Origin of the sequence: Amycolatopsis acidicola, from assembly GCF_007713735.2 — a bacterium.
Taxonomy (GTDB): Bacteria; Actinomycetota; Actinomycetes; order Mycobacteriales; family Pseudonocardiaceae; genus Amycolatopsis_E; species Amycolatopsis_E acidicola.
The window spans coordinates 79,300-97,276 of record NZ_VMNW02000025.1; the positions used below are offsets into that span (position 1 = coordinate 79,300).

General features: G+C 70.1%; 18 protein-coding genes. 3 read left to right on the plus strand and 15 right to left on the minus strand.

From position 1 onward, the window contains the following. Positions 1–12: 12 nt before the first annotated feature. The 14 genes from FPZ12_RS18630 to FPZ12_RS18695 all read right to left on the minus strand — a co-directional run bounded on the left by FPZ12_RS18630 (position 13) and on the right by FPZ12_RS18695 (position 14,485). Positions 13–1,611 carry a PEP-utilizing enzyme gene (locus FPZ12_RS18630; RefSeq protein WP_144749094.1) on the minus strand — a complete coding sequence of 533 codons (1,599 nt, stop codon included), beginning with the start codon at positions 1,609–1,611 and terminating at the stop codon, positions 13–15. Beyond that, positions 1,608–2,810, minus strand: coding sequence for a hypothetical protein (locus FPZ12_RS18635; RefSeq protein WP_144749095.1), 1,203 nt, complete (start codon positions 2,808–2,810; stop codon positions 1,608–1,610). The genes FPZ12_RS18630 and FPZ12_RS18635 overlap by 4 nt, the downstream gene beginning before the upstream one ends. Further along, entirely contained in the window at positions 2,807–3,184 is a 378-nt protein-coding gene (locus tag FPZ12_RS18640; protein ID WP_144749096.1) for a PEP-utilizing enzyme, read from the minus strand. Before FPZ12_RS18640 ends, FPZ12_RS18635 begins: the two co-directional genes overlap by 4 nt. A gap of 137 nt (positions 3,185–3,321) precedes the next feature. Further along, complete coding sequence (locus FPZ12_RS18645) at positions 3,322–3,750, minus strand: cupin domain-containing protein (RefSeq protein ID WP_144749097.1); 429 nt, start codon at positions 3,748–3,750, stop codon at positions 3,322–3,324. Between the two features lie 26 nt (positions 3,751–3,776). Next, a complete protein-coding gene (locus FPZ12_RS18650) occupies positions 3,777–4,523 on the minus strand; it encodes an alpha/beta hydrolase (RefSeq protein WP_144749098.1) in 747 nt (248 codons plus the stop codon). After that, positions 4,516–4,950, minus strand: coding sequence for an LLM class flavin-dependent oxidoreductase (locus FPZ12_RS18655; protein ID WP_208025899.1), 435 nt, complete (start codon positions 4,948–4,950; stop codon positions 4,516–4,518). The genes FPZ12_RS18650 and FPZ12_RS18655 overlap by 8 nt, the downstream gene beginning before the upstream one ends. A gap of 1 nt (position 4,951) precedes the next feature. After that, positions 4,952–6,658, minus strand: a complete 1,707-nt coding sequence (locus FPZ12_RS18660) for an FAD-dependent monooxygenase (protein WP_144749099.1) — start codon at positions 6,656–6,658, stop codon at positions 4,952–4,954. Continuing rightward, positions 6,655–7,995: an LLM class flavin-dependent oxidoreductase gene (locus FPZ12_RS18665; protein ID WP_144749100.1), complete on the minus strand. Its 1,341-nt coding sequence runs from the start codon at positions 7,993–7,995 to the stop codon at positions 6,655–6,657. Before FPZ12_RS18665 ends, FPZ12_RS18660 begins: the two co-directional genes overlap by 4 nt. Further along, positions 7,992–8,822, minus strand: a complete 831-nt coding sequence (locus FPZ12_RS18670; RefSeq protein ID WP_144749101.1) for an ABC transporter ATP-binding protein — start codon at positions 8,820–8,822, stop codon at positions 7,992–7,994. The genes FPZ12_RS18665 and FPZ12_RS18670 overlap by 4 nt, the downstream gene beginning before the upstream one ends. Then, positions 8,819–9,676, minus strand: coding sequence for an ABC transporter ATP-binding protein (locus FPZ12_RS18675; protein ID WP_144749102.1), 858 nt, complete (start codon positions 9,674–9,676; stop codon positions 8,819–8,821). Before FPZ12_RS18675 ends, FPZ12_RS18670 begins: the two co-directional genes overlap by 4 nt. Next, positions 9,673–10,545 (minus strand): ABC transporter permease, encoded by an 873-nt coding sequence (locus FPZ12_RS18680; protein WP_144749103.1) that lies wholly within the window; start codon positions 10,543–10,545, stop codon positions 9,673–9,675. Before FPZ12_RS18680 ends, FPZ12_RS18675 begins: the two co-directional genes overlap by 4 nt. Position 10,546: 1 nt before the next feature. Beyond that, complete coding sequence (locus FPZ12_RS18685) at positions 10,547–11,581, minus strand: ABC transporter permease (protein WP_208025900.1); 1,035 nt, start codon at positions 11,579–11,581, stop codon at positions 10,547–10,549. After that, positions 11,571–13,100, minus strand: coding sequence for an ABC transporter substrate-binding protein (locus tag FPZ12_RS18690; RefSeq protein ID WP_144749104.1), 1,530 nt, complete (start codon positions 13,098–13,100; stop codon positions 11,571–11,573). The genes FPZ12_RS18685 and FPZ12_RS18690 overlap by 11 nt, the downstream gene beginning before the upstream one ends. Positions 13,101–13,129: 29 nt before the next feature. After that, the gene (locus tag FPZ12_RS18695; protein WP_144749105.1) at positions 13,130–14,485 is read right to left on the minus strand and encodes an NtaA/DmoA family FMN-dependent monooxygenase; all 1,356 of its coding nucleotides are present in this window, start codon (positions 14,483–14,485) and stop codon (positions 13,130–13,132) included. A 178-nt stretch (positions 14,486–14,663) separates the two neighbouring features. On the opposite strand from FPZ12_RS18695, the gene FPZ12_RS18700 reads away from it, so the two are divergent. Continuing rightward, on the plus strand, positions 14,664–15,536 hold the full coding sequence (locus FPZ12_RS18700) for a LysR substrate-binding domain-containing protein (RefSeq protein ID WP_150980400.1): 873 nt from the start codon (positions 14,664–14,666) through the stop codon (positions 15,534–15,536). Between the two features lie 41 nt (positions 15,537–15,577). Here the strand turns inward: FPZ12_RS18700 and FPZ12_RS18705 are convergent, their stop codons facing one another. Then, positions 15,578–15,985: a Dabb family protein gene (locus tag FPZ12_RS18705; protein ID WP_144762628.1), complete on the minus strand. Its 408-nt coding sequence runs from the start codon at positions 15,983–15,985 to the stop codon at positions 15,578–15,580. 125 nt (positions 15,986–16,110) lie between these two features. Here FPZ12_RS18705 and FPZ12_RS18710 point away from each other — a divergent pair, with 125 nt between their 5' ends. Further along, a complete protein-coding gene (locus tag FPZ12_RS18710) occupies positions 16,111–16,737 on the plus strand; it encodes a TetR/AcrR family transcriptional regulator (RefSeq protein WP_144762631.1) in 627 nt (208 codons plus the stop codon). A gap of 103 nt (positions 16,738–16,840) precedes the next feature. Then, a partial coding sequence (locus FPZ12_RS18715) for an LLM class flavin-dependent oxidoreductase (RefSeq protein WP_150980402.1) occupies positions 16,841–17,977 on the plus strand: 1,137 nt, incomplete at its 3' end.

Sequence of the window (17,977 nt, forward strand, 5' to 3'; positions counted from 1 at the left end):
CTTCCTGACCGGCTACCGAACGGGGGAGAACGATCCCGGCATGTCGTTGGCCACCAGCGCGGTCCCGAAGATCGCGGCGGCCTGGTCATCGTCGTCGAAGGGATCCGGGTACAGCGCGAGCGTGTCCGGGGACATCGACCAGTCGATCGCGTCCGTCACCCCCGCCACGGCCGCGAACGGGCGCAGGCCCGAGGTGTACATCGTGGTGGCGGCGAGGATCCGCTCCCGCCGGTCCATCGCCGCGAACCGCTGGTACAGCTTCATGTGGCTCCGGCTCAGCTCCGCCGCGACCTCCGGCCACGCCGAGGCGTCCAGCAGCTCCCTCGTCCCGTCCGCGCGGTGCCCGAAAACGGCGACCTTCCGCACGGCGGTGAACAGCTGGTCCGGTTCGGTGAACGTGGTCCCCCAGTCGTTGATCTCGAACTCGGTGAACGCGGACCGGTCGAACACGAGTGCCATCGTGAGTCCCGCGTAGGGCGGCTCGAGATCTTCGGCCCAGGGATAGGCCCACGCGCTCGGCCCGAGTGACAGGTAGTCGCGCACGATCGTCCGCAGGTTCCCGGAATACGGGTACGGCCCGGAGTCGCAGATGCCGACGCGCGAATCGCAGAAGTACAGGAAAGAATAGCCGGAAACCGTGGCGTTGAGCCGTTTCAGCGCTTTCGCGCCGGCCGCGTCGAGTACGGTCGCGGCGTCGGTCAGCTCCGTCACGACCTCGGGCGGCAGGTACCGGTTGGTGAACCCGGCGTCCTTGTAGTCGAGCGTGCCGTCGCCGCGGTGGGCGAGCGTGAGCCGGCGCCAGAAGTCCACCACCGCACGGACTTCGTCGCGCCGTTCGTCCCGCCGGAGCCTGCCCATCTTGATGAGACACTCCCGGCCGCACAGGTAGTGGTACCCGATCATCCAGATCCACAGTGGACTGACCTGGTTGGGCCCCGTGCGCAGGCGGCGCCCGAGCTCCTCCGCCGGCATCGCCGCGTCGATCGCCGCGACGCGCCGGGCGTAGCTGTGGAAGTCCTCGATCACCGACAAGGACATGTACGGCAGCATCGGGAACAGCTCGGAGGTGAAGCCCGACCGGCGGGTCATCTCTGGTTTGAACGCGCGCCCCATGTGCTGCACCAGATCGTCGAGCCGCTCGTCGGTGAGCTCCTCGGCGATCAACGCGTCCAGCGCGGCCCGCGGGACGGTGAGATCGAAATCCTTCACCGCGATCTCGTCACCGACCCGGCGGACGTACTCCCACCACTGCTCGCTCACGTCCGCGGCGGCGCTCTCGCGGACCACTCCCGCTCCGTCGTCGATGTCGAGCGTGACCATGGTGCCGTCGGCCAGCTCCGGCAGGTCGGTCCCGACGAGACAGGGCACCTCGAACTCGCGCGAGACGATCGCCAGGTGCGATCGCAACGTCCCGTCGCGGCAGATGATCCCGCCGAGGCGGCCGAGAATGGGCGAGAGGAAGGTGGTCCCGCCCGAAGCCACCAGCGCGATGGTCTCCTCGAGATCGGTGTCCAAGGAGGCGATGACGTCCTCGGGCGAACGGAAGTTCCGGACGGCCCCGGTCACCGGGGTGAACGTGGAGGACGGGATTCCTTTGCCGACAACACTCATGACCGGTCCCCGATCGGGCGGAAACAGCCGTCACGGTCCTGCGGGACGAACACGCCGCCGATGAGCCCGAGCGCCAGCTCCGGATCGCTGAACTTCTCGTACGACCGCGCGATCCGGGGCGTGATGCTCCAGTCGATCTCGTCGTAGCAGCCGGCGAGCCGGGCCCAGGCCTTGAGCTTCCACGCGTACATCTCGGTCGCGTAGAGGTTGCGCTCCTCGGGGTCGGTCTCGGCAAGACGCTGGTACAGCGCGCGATGCGCCTTGCGGATCGCCTTGGTCGCCTCCTCGACTTCGGCCGCGTCCAGCGGGCGCAGGCGGCCACCGTCGGTGCAGAAGACGCGGGTCTCCAGGATGTCGGCCTGGTAGTCGCTGGGGGTGAACCACGCGGTCCCCCAGACGTTGTTGTCCATCTTCACCGAGCCGGGCAGCCGGTAGGCGATCACGAAATGGTGGTACGGCAGGCTTTCCCGGATCCCGTCGACCCACGGGAAGTCCCCGTCACCGTCCAAACAGGTCTCGCGCAGCGCGAGGAAGGTGCCGTCCTCCAGCTGGTACGGGCCGGTGTCGCAGACGGCGGTGCGCGCGTCGCAGTTCTCCAGGAAGGCATACGCGGTCAGCCGGGCCCCGAACTTGCGGATGCCGGACTTCGTCGCGTCGTCCGCGGTCAGCAGGTTGCCGCGGATCTCGGCGAGCAACGCCTCGTCCACCACGTGCGAGCTGTTGGCGGGCTCGGCGTCCATGTTGAACAGCACGCCGTCGGTGCGCATCGCGATCGTGGCCGCACGCCAGAACCGCAGCACTTCCAGCTGGTCTTCCAGCCCGTCGGCGAGACTGTTCTCGCCGAGGTCGACGAACAGCTCCCGGCCGGTGAGGTAGTGCAGCGGCATGGCCGCCAGGTTGATGAAGCTCCGCTTGGTGCCGATCGGCAACGCCCTGCGCACCAGCTCGGCCGCACTGGCGTGCCGCGTGATGGCGCGGATGCGCTCCGGGACGCGGAGGTAGTCCTCCATCATCGACATCAGGATGTAGGTGTTCATCCCGAACAGCTCGGACTCGAACACCGTGCGGGCCGAGAGTTCGGACTTGTAGGCCGCGCCCGCGGTCCGCACGAGCCAGTTCCATTCCTCGAGCGTGGGCTCGTAGGACGGATCGGTGTAGATCGCCTTGGCGTTGGCGGGGGTGCTCAGCTGGGTGGTCATGCCGTCACCGCCCCGGCCGCCACGGCGATCCGCGCGGTCTCGCCGTCGGAGAGGTCCAGCACCACCGTGTCCCCGTCGGACACGGTCCCGGCCAGCTCCGCGGCCAGCACGCACGGGACGTCGGACTCGCGCGAGAGGATCGCCAGGTGCGATTCCCGGCTGCCCGCGGTGCACACGATCGCCTTGAGGTCGGGCAGGATCGGCGACAGGAAGGTCATCCCGCCCTTGCTGACGAACGCGATCGTCCCGTCCAGGTCGTCGTCGTCGATCGACAGCACGTCCGAGGTGTCGTTGAACCACCTCGCGGTCCCGCGGACCTCATCGGCGGTGAAGAGGTTCACTCCCGTGCCGACCTCGTTCAGATCTCCGCTCATCGCTACTCCGTTCCACCCCGGCGCTGGGGAGTTCGGTTGTCTCGGACACGCGCATCAGCGCAGGCCGGACGTTACGAGCGAGGTGAACTGGGCCACAGTGCACTTAGGGGGACAGTGGCGGACGGCGCGGCTCCGGCTCAGTCCGCGGGCCGCTCCACCGGCGCCCACAGGCTCGGCACGTTCACCACGATCCCGTCCTGGCTGCTGCGCGCGATGATCACCACCGCGTCCGCGTCGCCGGGGTTTTCCTCTCGGTGCGGGACGTACGGGGGCACGAAGATGTAGTCGCCGGGGCCGGTTTCGAGGCGGATCTCCTGCTCGCCGTCGGCGAAGACGAAGACGGGGTGACCGGATTTGACGTAGATCGCGGTCTCGGCTTCGCCGTGGTGGTGGTCGCCGGAGTTGGTGGCTGGCCCGACGTGGGTTTCGCCCATCCACACCTTTTCCGAGCCCACGGTCTTGCCCGAAACGGCTTCCAGCCGGCGCATCCCGCTGGTCTGCGTCGTGTCGCCGGACAGCTCGCCGCCCTTGATGTGCCGCAGCGGGCGGTGCCAATGGTCGGTCACGAAAGTTCCTTTCTCCCGGCGGACATTCACCACGAGCTGGATTCGACGGAGATCACCGGGACGAGCTCGTTGCCCAGCGTTTCGAGGAAACCGACGATCTCCGCGGCGACCGATCGGTGCTGGCGGTCGTTGAGTACGTCGTGCCGCGCGCCGCGGACGACGGACAACCGGGCGGACGGCGACGCTTTCACCGCGCGGGCAAGGGCTTCGTGGTCGGCGAGCGGGTCCGCGTCGCCGACCACGAACAGCTGCGGGACAGCGGAGCCACCGTAGGCGGCTTCGAGGAGCTCACCGGGGACCGGCTCCGCGAGGGAACCTCGTTCCACCGCACCGTCTTCGGTCAGGACCACCCGATGCACCGGGCACAGTGTCCTGACGTCGAGCTCGTCGTCCCAGCTTTCCGGCACACCGCGCGCGCGGCCGGGCGGCCCGGCCAGCACCACGGCGTCAGGCGACCAGTCCGCCGTCGTTTCCTGGCCGGCGATCAGTGCCGCGAGCGCCGTGGCGCCGACATCGGCGCCGATCAGGGTCAGCGGACGATCGGTGGCCCCGGCGACCGCGGCCGTCAGCTGGTTTCCCAGGCGTGCCAGGGAACCCGCGACGTCGGCGTCGATCCGTGGCGCGTCGACGACGCGGACGCGGTACGTGTCGGCCGCCAATCGCTTACCCAGCCGCGTATACGTGCGCCGGGTCTCGCCGCGGCCGGGGACGACGACAACGGTGCCGCGGGTCCGCAGCCCCTCAGGACCTTCGAATTCGAGGTACTCACTCATTTTCGTGCTCCCTGTGCTTCGGGTCGGGCAGCCGCTCACGCCGCAGCTCGGTGACGATCTGGTCGGGATGGCCGTAGAACGAGTGGAACCGCCGCAACGCGCCCTCGACGCCGACGCCGAGTTCGACCCGGCCGCCGCTGAGCGTGTCGACCACGGAAACGTCCTCGGCCAGCCGGATCGGGTCCTCCAGCGGCAGCACGGTGATCGCCGTGCCGAGCCGGATCCGCTTCGTGCGGGCGGCGGCGTAGGCCAGGAACGTCCACGGCGACGGCAGGCCACCCCCGCCGAGCGGCACGTGGTGCTGGGCCACCCAGCCGACGTCGAAGCCGAGCTCGTCCGCGACGACGAACAACTCCTGCGCGTCGCGGTAGATCCGCGCCGGGTCGTCGCCGCGCCCTTGGACGTGCGTGAGGAATCCGAGCCGCATGTCACTCCCCCGCGCTCGCCGACACGAGCTCGTCCGCGGGCTCGGCGGGCAGGCCGGCGCCGAGCACCCGCTCGAACACCGCTGCCGCGCCGCCGGCAGGCAGAACTCCGCCGCGCCACGCCACGTGCTGGTCCGGGCGGACGAGCACGATGCCCTCGCCATAAACCTCCCGCGCACGCGGATCCGTGAGGTGAACGAGAGTGAACGGCAGCCCCCGGACGGCCGCCTCGGCCGCCAACTCCCGCTCCAGCGCGCGATCCGGCGACAGCACGAGCAGGGCGAAGCCGTTGCCGATCCGGTCGTACAAGGTGGTGCCGTGCGGGTCCAGGACGCCGTTCGGCGCGCGGTGCCCCGGCCGCGGGTCGTCCTGGTAGACGTCCGCGCGCCACGGTGGTTCCGCGTCGAGTTGGCCGTCCTCGTACCAGATCACGGCGGAGTCGTCGTAGCGCTCGTCGAACGTGACCCCGTCGGCGCCGACGCGGTCCCGGACGAGACGGGCACCGATGGCGGCGCGGCGCCGTTGCGCCTCCGCGCTCACGTCCGCGTCGTCGGGCACGCCGATCCGGCGGATGTCGGCCAGCGCGGCCTGGTTGCGGCGAGAGCGTGCCAGCGCGAAGTCGGCGATGCGCCAGTTGTGCCGCCGTCGTTCCTGGTCGTAGGAATCGAGCAACGCCTCCGGCGCGGAGCCCTGGAGCACGGCCGCCAGCTTCCAGCCCAGGTTGGCCACGTCCCCGAAACCCTCGCCGAGATTCCCGCCCGGGGTACGCACGTGCGCGGCGTCGCCGGCGAGCAGCACCCGGCCCGCGCGGAACGTCTCGGCGATCCGGGTGGCGTGGTAGAAGGTGGTCGCCGACGCCAGTTCCAGCTCCAGGTCGAAACCGAACGCCGCCCGTGCCGTGTCCAGCAACTCCGCTTCGGACGGCTCGTAGTCGAGCGGGTACGGCCCCGCGTAGACCCGCCATTCGCGGCTGCTGATCGCGGCCAGGAACCCGTCCGCCCGCTGGTTGAACACGAGGTTGGTGCCGCTGGGCGCGGGCCCGGCACGGTCGGAGATGTCGCCGGTGCGCACGACCAGCCGCAGCCGCTTTTCCCTGGCGTGCTCGCCTTCCCGTTCGATCCCGGCGAGCCGGCGCACGGTGCTGCGGCCGCCGTCCGCGCCGAGCACGTACCGCGCCCGCACGATCCGCCCTGGCGCGAGGACGACATCCACGCCTTCGTTGTGCTGACTCAGTTCCGTGACCCGGTGGCCGCCCGCGACGGGCACGCCGTGCCGGGCAAGGTGGCGCAGGAACACTTGCTGCAGCGCGCTTTGTGGTCGGCGCAGCGCCTCCTCCCCCGCACGGCCCGCGCCGCCGAAGGACGGTCGCTGGTGCGGCACGAGCTCGTGGCCGGTCAGTGAGGTGACGAGGCGGATGCCCTGGTTCCACTCCGGCGGGAAGGTCCATTCGGCCCGGATCGCTTGCAGCACACCCCATCGGCGGAAGTGCTCGACGACACGCGGCGTGTGCCCCATCGCCCCGGCCCGCACCAGCGTGGCCTCGCGGGCCTGGTCGACGACGGCCACGCGCACGCCCCGCGCGTGCAGTTCGATCGCGGCCGCGAGCCCGACCGGCCCCGCGCCGGCGATCAGCACGTCCACCTGCTCCGGCGGCTCCGCGTCCGGGAAGCGGACCGTGTGCACGTCCCGGCCGCCGGTCTCCGCGGTCACGCCTGCACCAGGTTGCGCTCGCGGGTGTACCGGTTCTCCGGGATCGGCAGGCCCAGGTTTTCGCGCAGCGTCGTGCCTTCGTACTCGGTGCGGAACAGGCCCCGCCGCTGCAGCAAGGGCACCACCGAGTCGACGAACCACGTCAGGTCGGTGTTGTTGCGGAAGGCGAGGTTGATGCCGTCGAAGGTGCCGGCCTCGAACCAGCGCTGGATGGTGTCGGCGACCGTGCCGGGCGCGCCGACGAACGGCGACTGCTTGGACTCCGCGATCGACTCGGCCACCTGCCGCAGGGTGAGCCCGCCGGCCCGCGCCCTCTCGATGATCTTCGTGGCGCCGGTGCGCCCGCCCCGCTCCGCCAGGTGCGCCACGTCGGGGAACGGCGCGTCCAGGTCGTACTGGCTGAAGTCGTGGGCGCCGAACGACCGGCCGAGCAGGGCGAGGCTGCGGCCGAAATCCTTGTCCTCTTCGGAGATTTCCCGCGCGCGGCGCTGTGCTTCCGCGTCGGTGCCGCGCACGACCGGGCTGCCGTGGATGAAGATCTTGATGTGCTCGGGGTCGCGGCCCGCTTCGGCGGTACGCCGCTTGATGTCGGCGTAGTAGGCCTTCGCGTCCTCGAACGAGCCGCCGGGCGCGTAAATGCCCTCGGCGACCTTCGCCGCGAGGTCGCGCCCCTCGTCGGACACACCGGCCTGGAAGATGACGGGTTGTCCTTGCGGGGAACGGGAAAGGTTGAGCGGGCCGTCGACGCGGAAGTGCTCGCCGTCGTGGTTGAGCGCATGGAGCTTGTCCGGGTCGAGGAACACGCCGCGCTCCACGTCGGCCGGGAAGGCGTCGTCCTCATAGGAGTCCCACAGCCCCTGGATCACCTGGACCGCCTCGAGCGCGCGGCCGTAGCGCGTCGCGTAGTCCAGGTGCTCTTCCAGGCCGTAGTTGCGGCTGGTGCCCGTGTCGAAGCTGGTGACGACGTTCCAGCCGGCCCGGCCGCCGCTGATGTGGTCCAGCGAACCGAACCGCCGGGCCAGGTTGAACGGCGAGTTGTAGGTCGAGCTCGCCGTGCCGACCAGCCCGACGTGCCGGGTGTGGGTGGCCACGGCCGAGAGCAGGGTCAGCGGTTCGAGCCGGTTGAGGTAGTGCGCCGGGTAGGTCGCGTTGATGAACTGGCTGTCCACGATGAACAGCGCGTCGAACAGCGCGTGCTCGGCGGCCCGCGCCTGCTGGATGTAGTAGCCGATGTCGATGCTGGCGTTCTTCGCGACCTCCGGGTCCTTCCAGAGCCCGTGCTGGCCGGGACCGCCCACTCCGTAGGGGTGCAGGGCGAGATGGATCTTGCGGCTCATGTCGGCTTCCTTTCAGCTGTGAGAAGCGAACGCAGCGCTTCACGCTCGGCGCGCCCGGCCGAGGCCGTGCGGAGCGTGGGCGCCGAGCTGACCAGCAGGCGGGTGTAGGCGTGCGCGGGGTTCTTGACGACATCGCGCACCGGGCCGAACTCGACCAGCTCACCCCGGTACAGCACCGCGACGCGGTCCGCGATCCCGGCGACCGAGCCGAGGTCGTGGGAGATGAACACGAACGAAACGCCTGCGGCGCGCAGTTCCTTGACGATCTCCAGGATCTGCACGCGGTTGGCCGAATCCAGTGCGCTGACCGGCTCGTCGAGGATCACCAGCTGAGGCTCGGTGACGAGCGCGCGGGCGACGGCGACGCGCTGCCGCTGCCCGCCGGAGAGCTCACCGGGCAGGCGCGTGGCCAGTTCCTCGTCGAGCCGGACCCGGGAAAGGTAGGCGCGGGCCTGTTTCTCCGCCTCCGCGCGGGAATCTCCGCGCACCAGCAGCGGTTCGGCGATGGAGTCCACAACGGACACATCGGGATCGAGGCTGCGCAACGGGTCCTGGAACACGTACTGCACCCCGCCGCGGCGGCGCAGCGACCGCCATTGGCGCGCGCGGTGGGCGGTGACGTCCTCGCCGTCGATGACGATCCGGCCCGCCGACAGGCTCACCAGCCCGAGCACCGCACGGGCCAGGGTGGACTTGCCGGACCCGGTCTCACCGATGAGCCCGACGACCTCGCCACGCTCGACCGTCAGCGATACTCCCGAAAGCGCGGGCCGACGGCGGCGACGTTGTCCATAGTGGACTTCAAGGTCACTGATCTCGAGGATCACCGGGAAACCTCCGCCCGGTCCAGGAACTTGTCGAGCCCGTACTGGTCGTGCTCGTCGATGAGCAGCCGGGTGTACTCGTGGCGGGGGCGGTAGAGCACGTCCGCGGTGGAACCTTGTTCGACCACTTCGCCCTCGCGCATGACGAGCACCTCGTCGCACAGCTGCGCGACGACGGCCAGGTCGTGGGAGACGACGACCAGCGCGAGTCCCGTCTGCTCACGCAGATCCGCCAGCAGGTCGAGGATTTCCGCCTGTACCGTGACGTCGAGCGCGGTGGTCGCCTCGTCGGCGATGAGTACCCGCGGATCGGCGGCGATCGCCGCGGCGATCAGGATCCGTTGCAGCATCCCGCCGGAGAGTTCGAAGGCGTACTGGTGGTAAACCTGCCCGGGTTCGCGCAGCTGGACCGCCGCGAGCAGGTCGAGCGCGCGGCGGCGGGCCTGGCGGCGCCGCAGCCCGGTCTTCACCCGGACGACCTCGGCGATCTGCGGGCCCACCGGGATCGACGGGTTCAGGTACGACGCCGGATCCTGGAACACGGCGCTGATCGTCGAACCGCGCAGCGCCGTCCACCGCGCCGGCGTGAGCGCCGAAACGTCTTCGCCCGCGAGGTGCACCGAGCCGCCGGAAATCTCGAAATGCTCCGGCAGGACGCCCAGGATCGCCCGGCAGGTCAGGGTTTTCCCGCTGCCGGACTCCCCGACGATCCCGACGACCTTGCCCGGGGTGAGCTCGAAGCTCACGCCCCGCACGATTTCGCGTTGCTCCACCTGGCTCGACACCCGCACCTCGCGCACCGCGAGCACGGGCTCGGTCACCTCGGCGACGGACGGGCTGGTGACGAGGCTGGTCATGACGTACCTCCGGCGGCGAGCTGGTGGGCCCGGACCTTCCTGGCGTTGGCCAGCGCCCGTCCCGACTCGCCCGAGACGTCACGGATGGCGTCGGCGAGCAGGTTGCAGGCCCACACGGTGAACACGATCAGCAGCGCGGGCGCGAACGGGGCCCAGGGCTGGTAGCTGAGGTAGCCCAGATCGCTCGCCAGCAGGCCGCCCCAGGTCGGTGCCGGCGGCTGCACGCCGATACCGAGGAAGGTCAGGCTGGACACGATGATGAAGCCGACACCGACGGTCTGCGCGAGCGCGACCGCGATGGGCGGCAGCACTTTGAGCCACACGTGCCGCCGCACGATCCAGTTCAGCGAGGCGCCCGAGATCAGCGCCGCCTCGACGTACTGCGACCGCGCGACCGCCAGCGTCGCCGCGCGCGAGACCCGGTAGAACAGCGGCGAGACGAGCACCCCGGTGACGAGCATCGCCTGCGTGATTCCGTTGCCCAGCAACGCTGTCACCGCGACGGCGAACAGCAGGAACGGCAGCGCGATGAGCGTGTCGGCGAGCCGCAGCGTCAGCCACTCGAACACCCGGCCGAGGTAGACCGACAGGATGCCGGGGATCGCACCGACGACGAGCGCCGTCAGCGCGACCTCGAGTGAGCCGAGGACGCTGACCTGCGAGCCGGCGAGCAGCCTGCTGAACACGTCGCGGCCGAGGTTGTCGGTGCCCAGCCAGTGAGCGCCCGACGGCCCGGACAGCGTGAGGGTGCTCGTGGCGAGCGGATCCTGCGGGGCGAGCAACGGCCCGAAGATCGCCAGCAGCAGGATCACGGCCAGGATCACGAACGCCGTGCGGCCCGAGGCGAGCGAGAAGATCCGCCGTACCACGTCACATCTCCCTTCGGGCGGCCGGCGCGACGCGGCCGAGGACGACGTTGACGATCAGGTTGAAGGTCACGACCATCGCGATCGACACGACCAGCACGCCCTGCACCTCGGGCACGTCACCGGCCTGCGCGGCGTCGTTGGCGAACCGGCCGAAACCCTGCAGCCCGAAGATCCACTCGGTGACGATCGACGCGCCGACCACCGCCGGGAACTTGTAGCCGAGCACCGCCAGCGCCGGGCCCATGCCGTTGCGCAGCACGTGCCGGAAGAAGATCCGGCGTGGGCTCAGCCCGCGCACCAGCGCGCCCAGGACGTAGTTCTCGCGGTACGCCGCCACCAGCCCGGTGCGCAGCTGCCGCGCCACGTCCGCGACGATGTCGAGGCTCAGCGCGAGCGCGGGCAGGATGATGTGGGCGAGCCAGGGACCCACGCCCTCGGCCAGCTCGGCGTAGCCGCCCGAAGGCAGCCAGCGCAGCCACACCCCGAAGATCTCCACGAGCGCGATGCCGACCACGAACGCCGGCATCACCGACACCACCGTGACGAACCCGGTGATGGCGCGGTCGATCCAGGTGGTGCGCCGCAGCGCGGCGACGGTGCCGAGGACGAAACCCAGCAGCACGCCGAGCACGAGCGCGACGAGCGCCACGGACAGGCTCACCCCGAGCACGAGACCGATCAGCGTCGAGATGCTCGCCCCGTTGGTCCAGCTGGTGCCGAGATCACCGCGCAGCACGCCGGTGAACCACGTCCAGTACTGGACGAAGAACGGCCGGTCCAGCCCCCACTGGCTTTCGATGTTGTGGATCGCCTCGGGGGTCGCGTCCTCGCCCAGCTGGATCCGCGCCGGGCTGAGCCCGCTCAGCGCGCGCAGGGCGAAGGTCACGAAGGTACCGACGAAGAACACCGGCACGAAGATCGCGATCGACCGCGCGAGCGTCACGAGGACCTGGCCGCCGGTCCGGCGCAGCCGGGTCAGCGCGACGGCGCCGCCGTACCCGGCCGCGCCCGCTGGCGCGAGCGTCTCAGCTGCCACTGATCGTCACACCCGTCCAGTCGATGTGCGCCGGGTTCTTCGGCAGCGCGGAGATCGACTTGTTCTTGGCGATCAGGTTCGGCTCGGAATAGGTGAACACCAGCGCCTTGCTCTGCAGACCGGCGCGGGTCGCGGCCTGCAGCACCGACGCGTAGTCCGGGGAGTCGATCGGGGTCTGGCGCACCTTCGCCACGGCGTCCTCGAAACCCGCCGGCTCATACGGCGAGCTGAGGTTCAGCGGGCCGTTCGGCCCGAAGTGGGCGGTCAGGGTCTGCAGGGCGGAGTCACGCCCGGTGGTGCCGTACAGGGAGAAGGTCAGGTCCTTGGCGAAGAACGGCGTCGCCCAGTTCTTGTCGATCTTGATGTTGACCGTGATCCCGACGGCGGCGAGCTGCGACTGCACGATCTCCGCCGCCGGGTCGGCCTTGGGGATCACCAGGTCCAGCTTGATGGCCCCGGGCTGATAGCCGGCTTCGGCGAGCAGCTGCCGGGATTTCGCGGGGTCGTAGGGATAACGGTTCTTCGACTGCGGGTCATAGGCGACGTAGCCTTCCGGGAAGGGCTGGTCGGTCACCGAGCCGTAGCCGAAGGTCAGTTTGTCGACGAACTCCTGCCGGTTGACCGCGTACCGCACCGCGTCGACGACCTTGTCGTTGTCGAACGGGGCCTTGTTGACGTTCAGGCTGATGTTGTCGGCGTTGAAACCGGGCTGCACGAACACGTCGAGGCCGGCCTTCTTGGCCGCGTCGGCCTGGCTCGGGTCGAGGTCGGCGAAGTTGTAGACACCCGTCTGCAGCCCGGAAACGACGGTCGACACGTCGGGCGCCGAGGTCAGTTCCACGCTGTCGATGTGGATGTCCTTGGCGTCCCAGTAATCCGGGTTCTTCTTGAGCACGGCCTTGGTGCCCGGGATCAGCTGGGTGAGCGTGAACGGGCCCGCGCCCACCGGGTTCTGATCCAGCTTCTGCGGATCCGCCGCGGCCTTGGGGCTGGCGATCTGCAGCACGCGCTCGCCCAGCAGCTGCGGGATCTGGTAGTCCACCTGCGTCAGCTGCACGACCGCGTCCAGGCCGTTCGCGGTGACCGACTTGATGGACGTGAGATCACCGAACAGCGCCGAGTTCTTCTGCGTCTTCGCCCGCTCGATGGCCGCCTTGACGGCCGCGCCGTCCACCGGCTCGCCGTCGCTGAACTTGAGCCCGGGCCGCAGGTGGAACGTGACCTGGTCGCCCGCGGCGTTGTAGTCCCAGCTTTGCGCCAGGTCGGGCACCGCGTTGCCCTGCTCGTCGGTGCGGGTCAGCGACGCGTAGGTGAGCGCGAGCTCGCGGAACTGGGCGCCGCTGCCACCGACCACGGGATCCCAGTGCGTCGGGAAATACGAGCTGGCCCACTTGAGCGTGCCCCCGCTGCCGGTGGCCGCCCCACCGCTACCGCACGCGACGAGCGAAGCGGCGAGCGCGGCGGCGAGCGCGATTCCGGCCGCGCCGCGGGAACGGCGGGCGGTGATGCGTACGGACATGTCTGCCTTCCTGGATGGGGACCGCGCGCTCAGGGAGCGAGAGCGGGCGAGGGGGCGATGGCGCGGGCCGCGGTGTGCCGGTTTCCGGGGACCGGCAGGCCGAGGTTGCCGCGCAGCGTGGTGGACTCGTAGTCGCTCCGCACAACCCCACGCGCGCGGAGGATCGGCAGCACCCGGCCGGTGAAGAGCGCGAACTCCTCCGCCGCGTTCACCGAGATGTTGAGGCCGTCGAGGCCGCCCTCTTCGAACCAGTGCTCGATGGTGCCGGCCACCGTCTCCGGTGAACCGACGAACGGCGACCGCGCCGACTCGCGGAGGTGCTCGACGACCTGGCGGAGGGTGAAAGCGTTGTCCCGCGCGAGTTTTTTGATCGCGTCGGCCTGCGTGCGGAAGCTGCGCGCGCCGGCGTCGCCGACATCCGGGAACGGCGCGTCCAAGTCGTACCGGGTGAAGTCGTGCCAGCCGAACGGACGGCCCAGCTCCCGCAGCGCACGGTCGAAGCTCTTGGCGCCGAGCAGCGCGTCCTCCTTGGCGCGAGCCTCCTCGTCGGTGTCGGCGATGACGACGCCGATCCCCGGCAAGGTCAGCAGCCCCTCCGGGGCACGCCCCTTCGCCGCGGCGCGTTCACGCAGCTCCGTGCGGAACGCCTTCGCCTCGGCCAGCGACGTGGCGTGAGTGAAGATCACCTCGCCGACGCTCGCGCCGAGGTCGCGGCCCTCCTCGGAGTTGCCCGCCTGGAAGATCACCGGCTGGCCCTGCGGCGAGCGCTCCAGGTTGAGCGGGCCTACCACGGAGAAGTACTCGCCACGATGGCCGAGCGCGTGCTGCTTGTCAGGGTCGAAGAACACGCCCGACTCCTTGTCGCGCGGGAAGGCGCCGGCCTCGTAGGAATCCCAGAGACCCCGCACGACCTCGACGTGTTCGAGCGCGCGACCGTAGCGCGTCGGGTAGTCGAAGTGCTCGTCGCGGCTGTAGTTGCCGGCGGTGCCCGCGTCGCCGCTGGTGACCACGTTCCAGCCGGCCCGGCCCCCGCTGATGTGGTCGAGCGAGTAGAGGCGGCGGGCCACGTTGAACGGCTCGTTGTAGGAGGTCGTCAGCGTGCCGACCAGGCCGATGTGGCTGGTGTGCACCGCGATCGCGGACAGCAGCGTGAGCGGTTCCAGCCGGCTCAGATAGTGGTTCGGCGAGTCCGCCGTGATGAACTGACTGTCCACAATGAACACAAGATCGAACTTCGCGGCCTCGGCTTCGCGGGCCCTGGCGAGATACCAGTTGACGTCCACGCTGGCGTTCGCCGGGATCCGGGGGTCCAGCCAGGTGTTGTGCTGGCCCGGCCCGCCGACACCCAGCAGAACCTCGCCCAGCTTGAGCGTACGACGGGACATGATGATCCGTTTCTTCCGTGCCGGCGTGAGACCGAGGGGGGAGGAGCGCGGGGCACGTCGATGTGCGCGCCGCTTCGTGGCCTTGAGCATGCGGCGCGGTGCGGCCGGGTGTCCAACGACGTTTCACGATGCGGATCCATTACCGCCCGCGATGAATGCTCTTGTAGCTTGCCCGGACATGGAGCAGCTACTGGACATCGTGCCGCTGCGCAGTTTCGTCGCGGTCGCCGACCGCGGCGGATTCCAGCGCGCCGCCACGCATCTCCACCTCAGCCAGGCCGCCGTGAGCCAGCACACCCGGCGCTTGGAAGCGGCGACCGGGAAACAGCTGGTCGAGCGAGACGGGCGCCGGTCACGCTTCACCGCCGACGGCGAGCAGCTACTCGGCTACGCCCGGCGGATCCTCGCCCTGCACGACGAGGCCCTGCGCAGCTTCGGCGTGGAAAACCAGGAGACGATCACCATCGGCTCCACCGAACACGCGGCCGCGCAGCTGCTCCCCCGGCTTTCGGGAGCACTGGAGAAATCCCTCCCCGACCACCGAGTCCGCTACCGGCTCGACCGCGGGACAGCGCTTCGGGAAGCATTGGCCACCGGACGGCTGGATCTGGCGCTCATTCCCGGCGCGTCCGACGACCCGCGCGCCACGCCGGTCGGTGAGCTCGAACTGGCCTGGTACTCCGCCCCGGACTGGACCCGCCCCGACGGCCCCATCCCGCTCGTCGCCTTCGACGGCCCGTGCGCGCTTCGCACCAGCGCGCTGGAAACGCTTGCGGGACACGGAATCCGCGCCGAGATCGGCGCTGAGGCCACCCAGCTCGCCGGGGTGCACGCCGCCGCGGCCGCGGGGTTGGGCGTCGCGCTGCTCGCGACGTTCGGACAGCCACCCGAAGGCCTGATCGCGCGCAACGACCTGCCCACCGCCACCCCGCTGTCCCTCACCGTCTGGCGGCGCCAGGGCCTGGAGCCACTCATCGCCGCCCACGCCACCAAAGCCGTGCGGCAGGTGCTTTTCGCGCACACCAGCCCCGAAATCGCCGTGGGCGCGTGAAGGATTCCGCCGACTACCTGCGGTGCGCCGCAGGGAACGGGTCAGGCGTCCGCCGGGATCTGTCCGCCTGACAGCGATTCGACCAGTTTCCCCCACTCCGGGTACTGCGCCACCTTCGCCAGGTGTAGCGCCACGACCTTCTCCCCCAGGCCGGGATCGGCGTCGTCGGTGAAGCGGACCGGCGACAGCTTCGCCAGGTACGGGAGAATCTCGAAATCGCCCTCGATGTGGACCGGGTCATGCAGGTACCGCTCCAGCGCGACCAGGTCCGCGACACCGGCCACATAGGCGTGCGTGTAGCCGTCGGCCGGGTCACCGATGTCCCGGCCGACGGTGCCGAACAAGACCGATTCCACGCTGGCGGTCCGCCGCATCCTGGCCAGCACCGCGGCTTTCCGTTCCTCGCTCGTGCCGTCCTTGAAGCTGAAGCGCAACACGTTGACTATCAAGGCTTCCCCTTTGCAGATTGAACCCGTGGGTTCATTTTGTTGTCCTCATTCGGAAGCTAGCATCCCAGTCCAGGAAAGTGAACCCGCGGGTTCAGCGCGACCGGGAGGTGGGATAGCATGGCGGCGTGACGGTGACTTCCGGCCGAGGGCGGATCGACAAGCGGCAGGCCATCCTCGACGCGGCGTTCACGGTGTTCGCCCGGCGGGGCTACGACCAGGCGTGCGTCCAGGAGATCGCGGAGGAGGCGGGGGTCGCCAAGCCGACCGTCTACAACCACCTGTCCGACAAGGAGAACCTGCTTCGCCACGCGGTCGAGGCCGCGGCGGACGCGGTGATGGCGGACAACCTCGCGGTCGCCGACCGCCTGCGTGATCCGGGGGACGATCTGCGCGCGGCCATGGAGGATGTGGCGTACCGGATGCTGCGGGTGTGCTGCGACCAGCGTTCCCGTGCCCTGCGTGCACTCGCCTACGCGCAGGCGAGCCGGTTCCCGGACCTGATCGACGTGGTGCGGGAGCGCACGTCGCACCGGCTCGGCGAGGCGCTGGCGGACCGGCTGGCCCGGCTGTCGCTGGCCGGGCGGCTGCGCTCCTGCGATCCGTCCGTCGCCGCGGAGCAGTTCCTCGCCTTGCTCACGGGGCCGATGGAGGCGCGGTCCCACCTGGGCACCCGCACGGTGTCGGCCGCCGAGACGCGGGCCGTGGCGAACGCGGCCGTGGACACGTTCCTGCGCGCCTATCAGCCCGAATAGCGACACGAACGCGCGGTGGTGTCCACTGTAGACACAAGGTTCCCTGTTCCCAGAAGCCGGGAAGGCGCGACAACGGTCTCCCGGCCGGGAATGCTGGGACGACGTGGCCTCCGAACGCGTTCCGCTGTCAGTACTGGATCTCGCGCCCGTGGTGACCGGGCAGACCGCGGCGGACGCGCTGCGGAATTCGGTCGACCTCGCCCGGCACGCCGAACGGCTGGGATACCACAGGTATTGGGTCGCCGAGCACCACCTCGTCCCCGGCGTGGCCGCGGCCTCGCCGGCGGTGCTCATCGCGTCGCTCGCGGCGGCGACCACACGGCTGCGCGTCGGCTCCGGCGCGATTCTGCTCGGCTACTACTCGCCGCTGAGCGTGGCGGAGCAGTTCGGCACCATCGCGCAGTTGCATCCCGGGCGCGTGGACCTCGGGCTGGGCCGGTCCGGTTTCGTCCGGGCGGACGAACTGGCGAAGCGGTTCACCGAAAAGCCCGCCGGCGAACCGAAAACCGTGCGAGGACTGCTGATTCCCGGGCGCCCGCGCGCGAAGTTCGACAGGTCCCGGTTCGCCGCCCGGTTCGAGGAACAGCACCGCCTGCTGGGCGCCCGTGACGATGCCGAAGGCGGCTACACCGGGCAGGTGCGGGCGATCCTGGATTTCCTGGACGGCACCTACCGCGGTCACGACGGCAGCCCGGTACACGCGACCCCAGCCGAGCACGCGGACCTCGAAGTCTGGGTGCTGGGTTCCAGCGCGGGCGAAAGCGCCAGGGCCGCCGGGGAACTCGGCCTCCCGTTCACGGCCAACTACCACGTGAGCCCGTCCACGGTGCTGGAGGCGGTCGAGGCCTACCGGTCGGCATTCGTTCCCTCCGCCCGGCTGGCCCGGCCGCGAGTGCTGGTCTCCGCCGATGTCGTCGTGGCCGAAACCGCCGATGTGGCACGGGAACTCGCGAGCCCGTACGCCGCCTGGGTGCACAGCATCCGCAGCGGCCGGGGCGCCATCGAGTTCCCGACCCCGGAACAGGCGCGGGCGCTGCCGTGGACCGGCGAGGACGAGGAACTGGTGGCGGACCGGATCGCGACCCAGTTCGTCGGCACGGCGGACACCGTCGTCGAGCGGCTGGAAGCGTTGCGGGCAGCCACCGGCGCCGACGAACTACTGGTCACCACGATCACCCACGACCACGCTGACCGGGTGCGCTCCTTCGAACTGCTGGCTGGGGCTTGGGGCGCTTGGGGC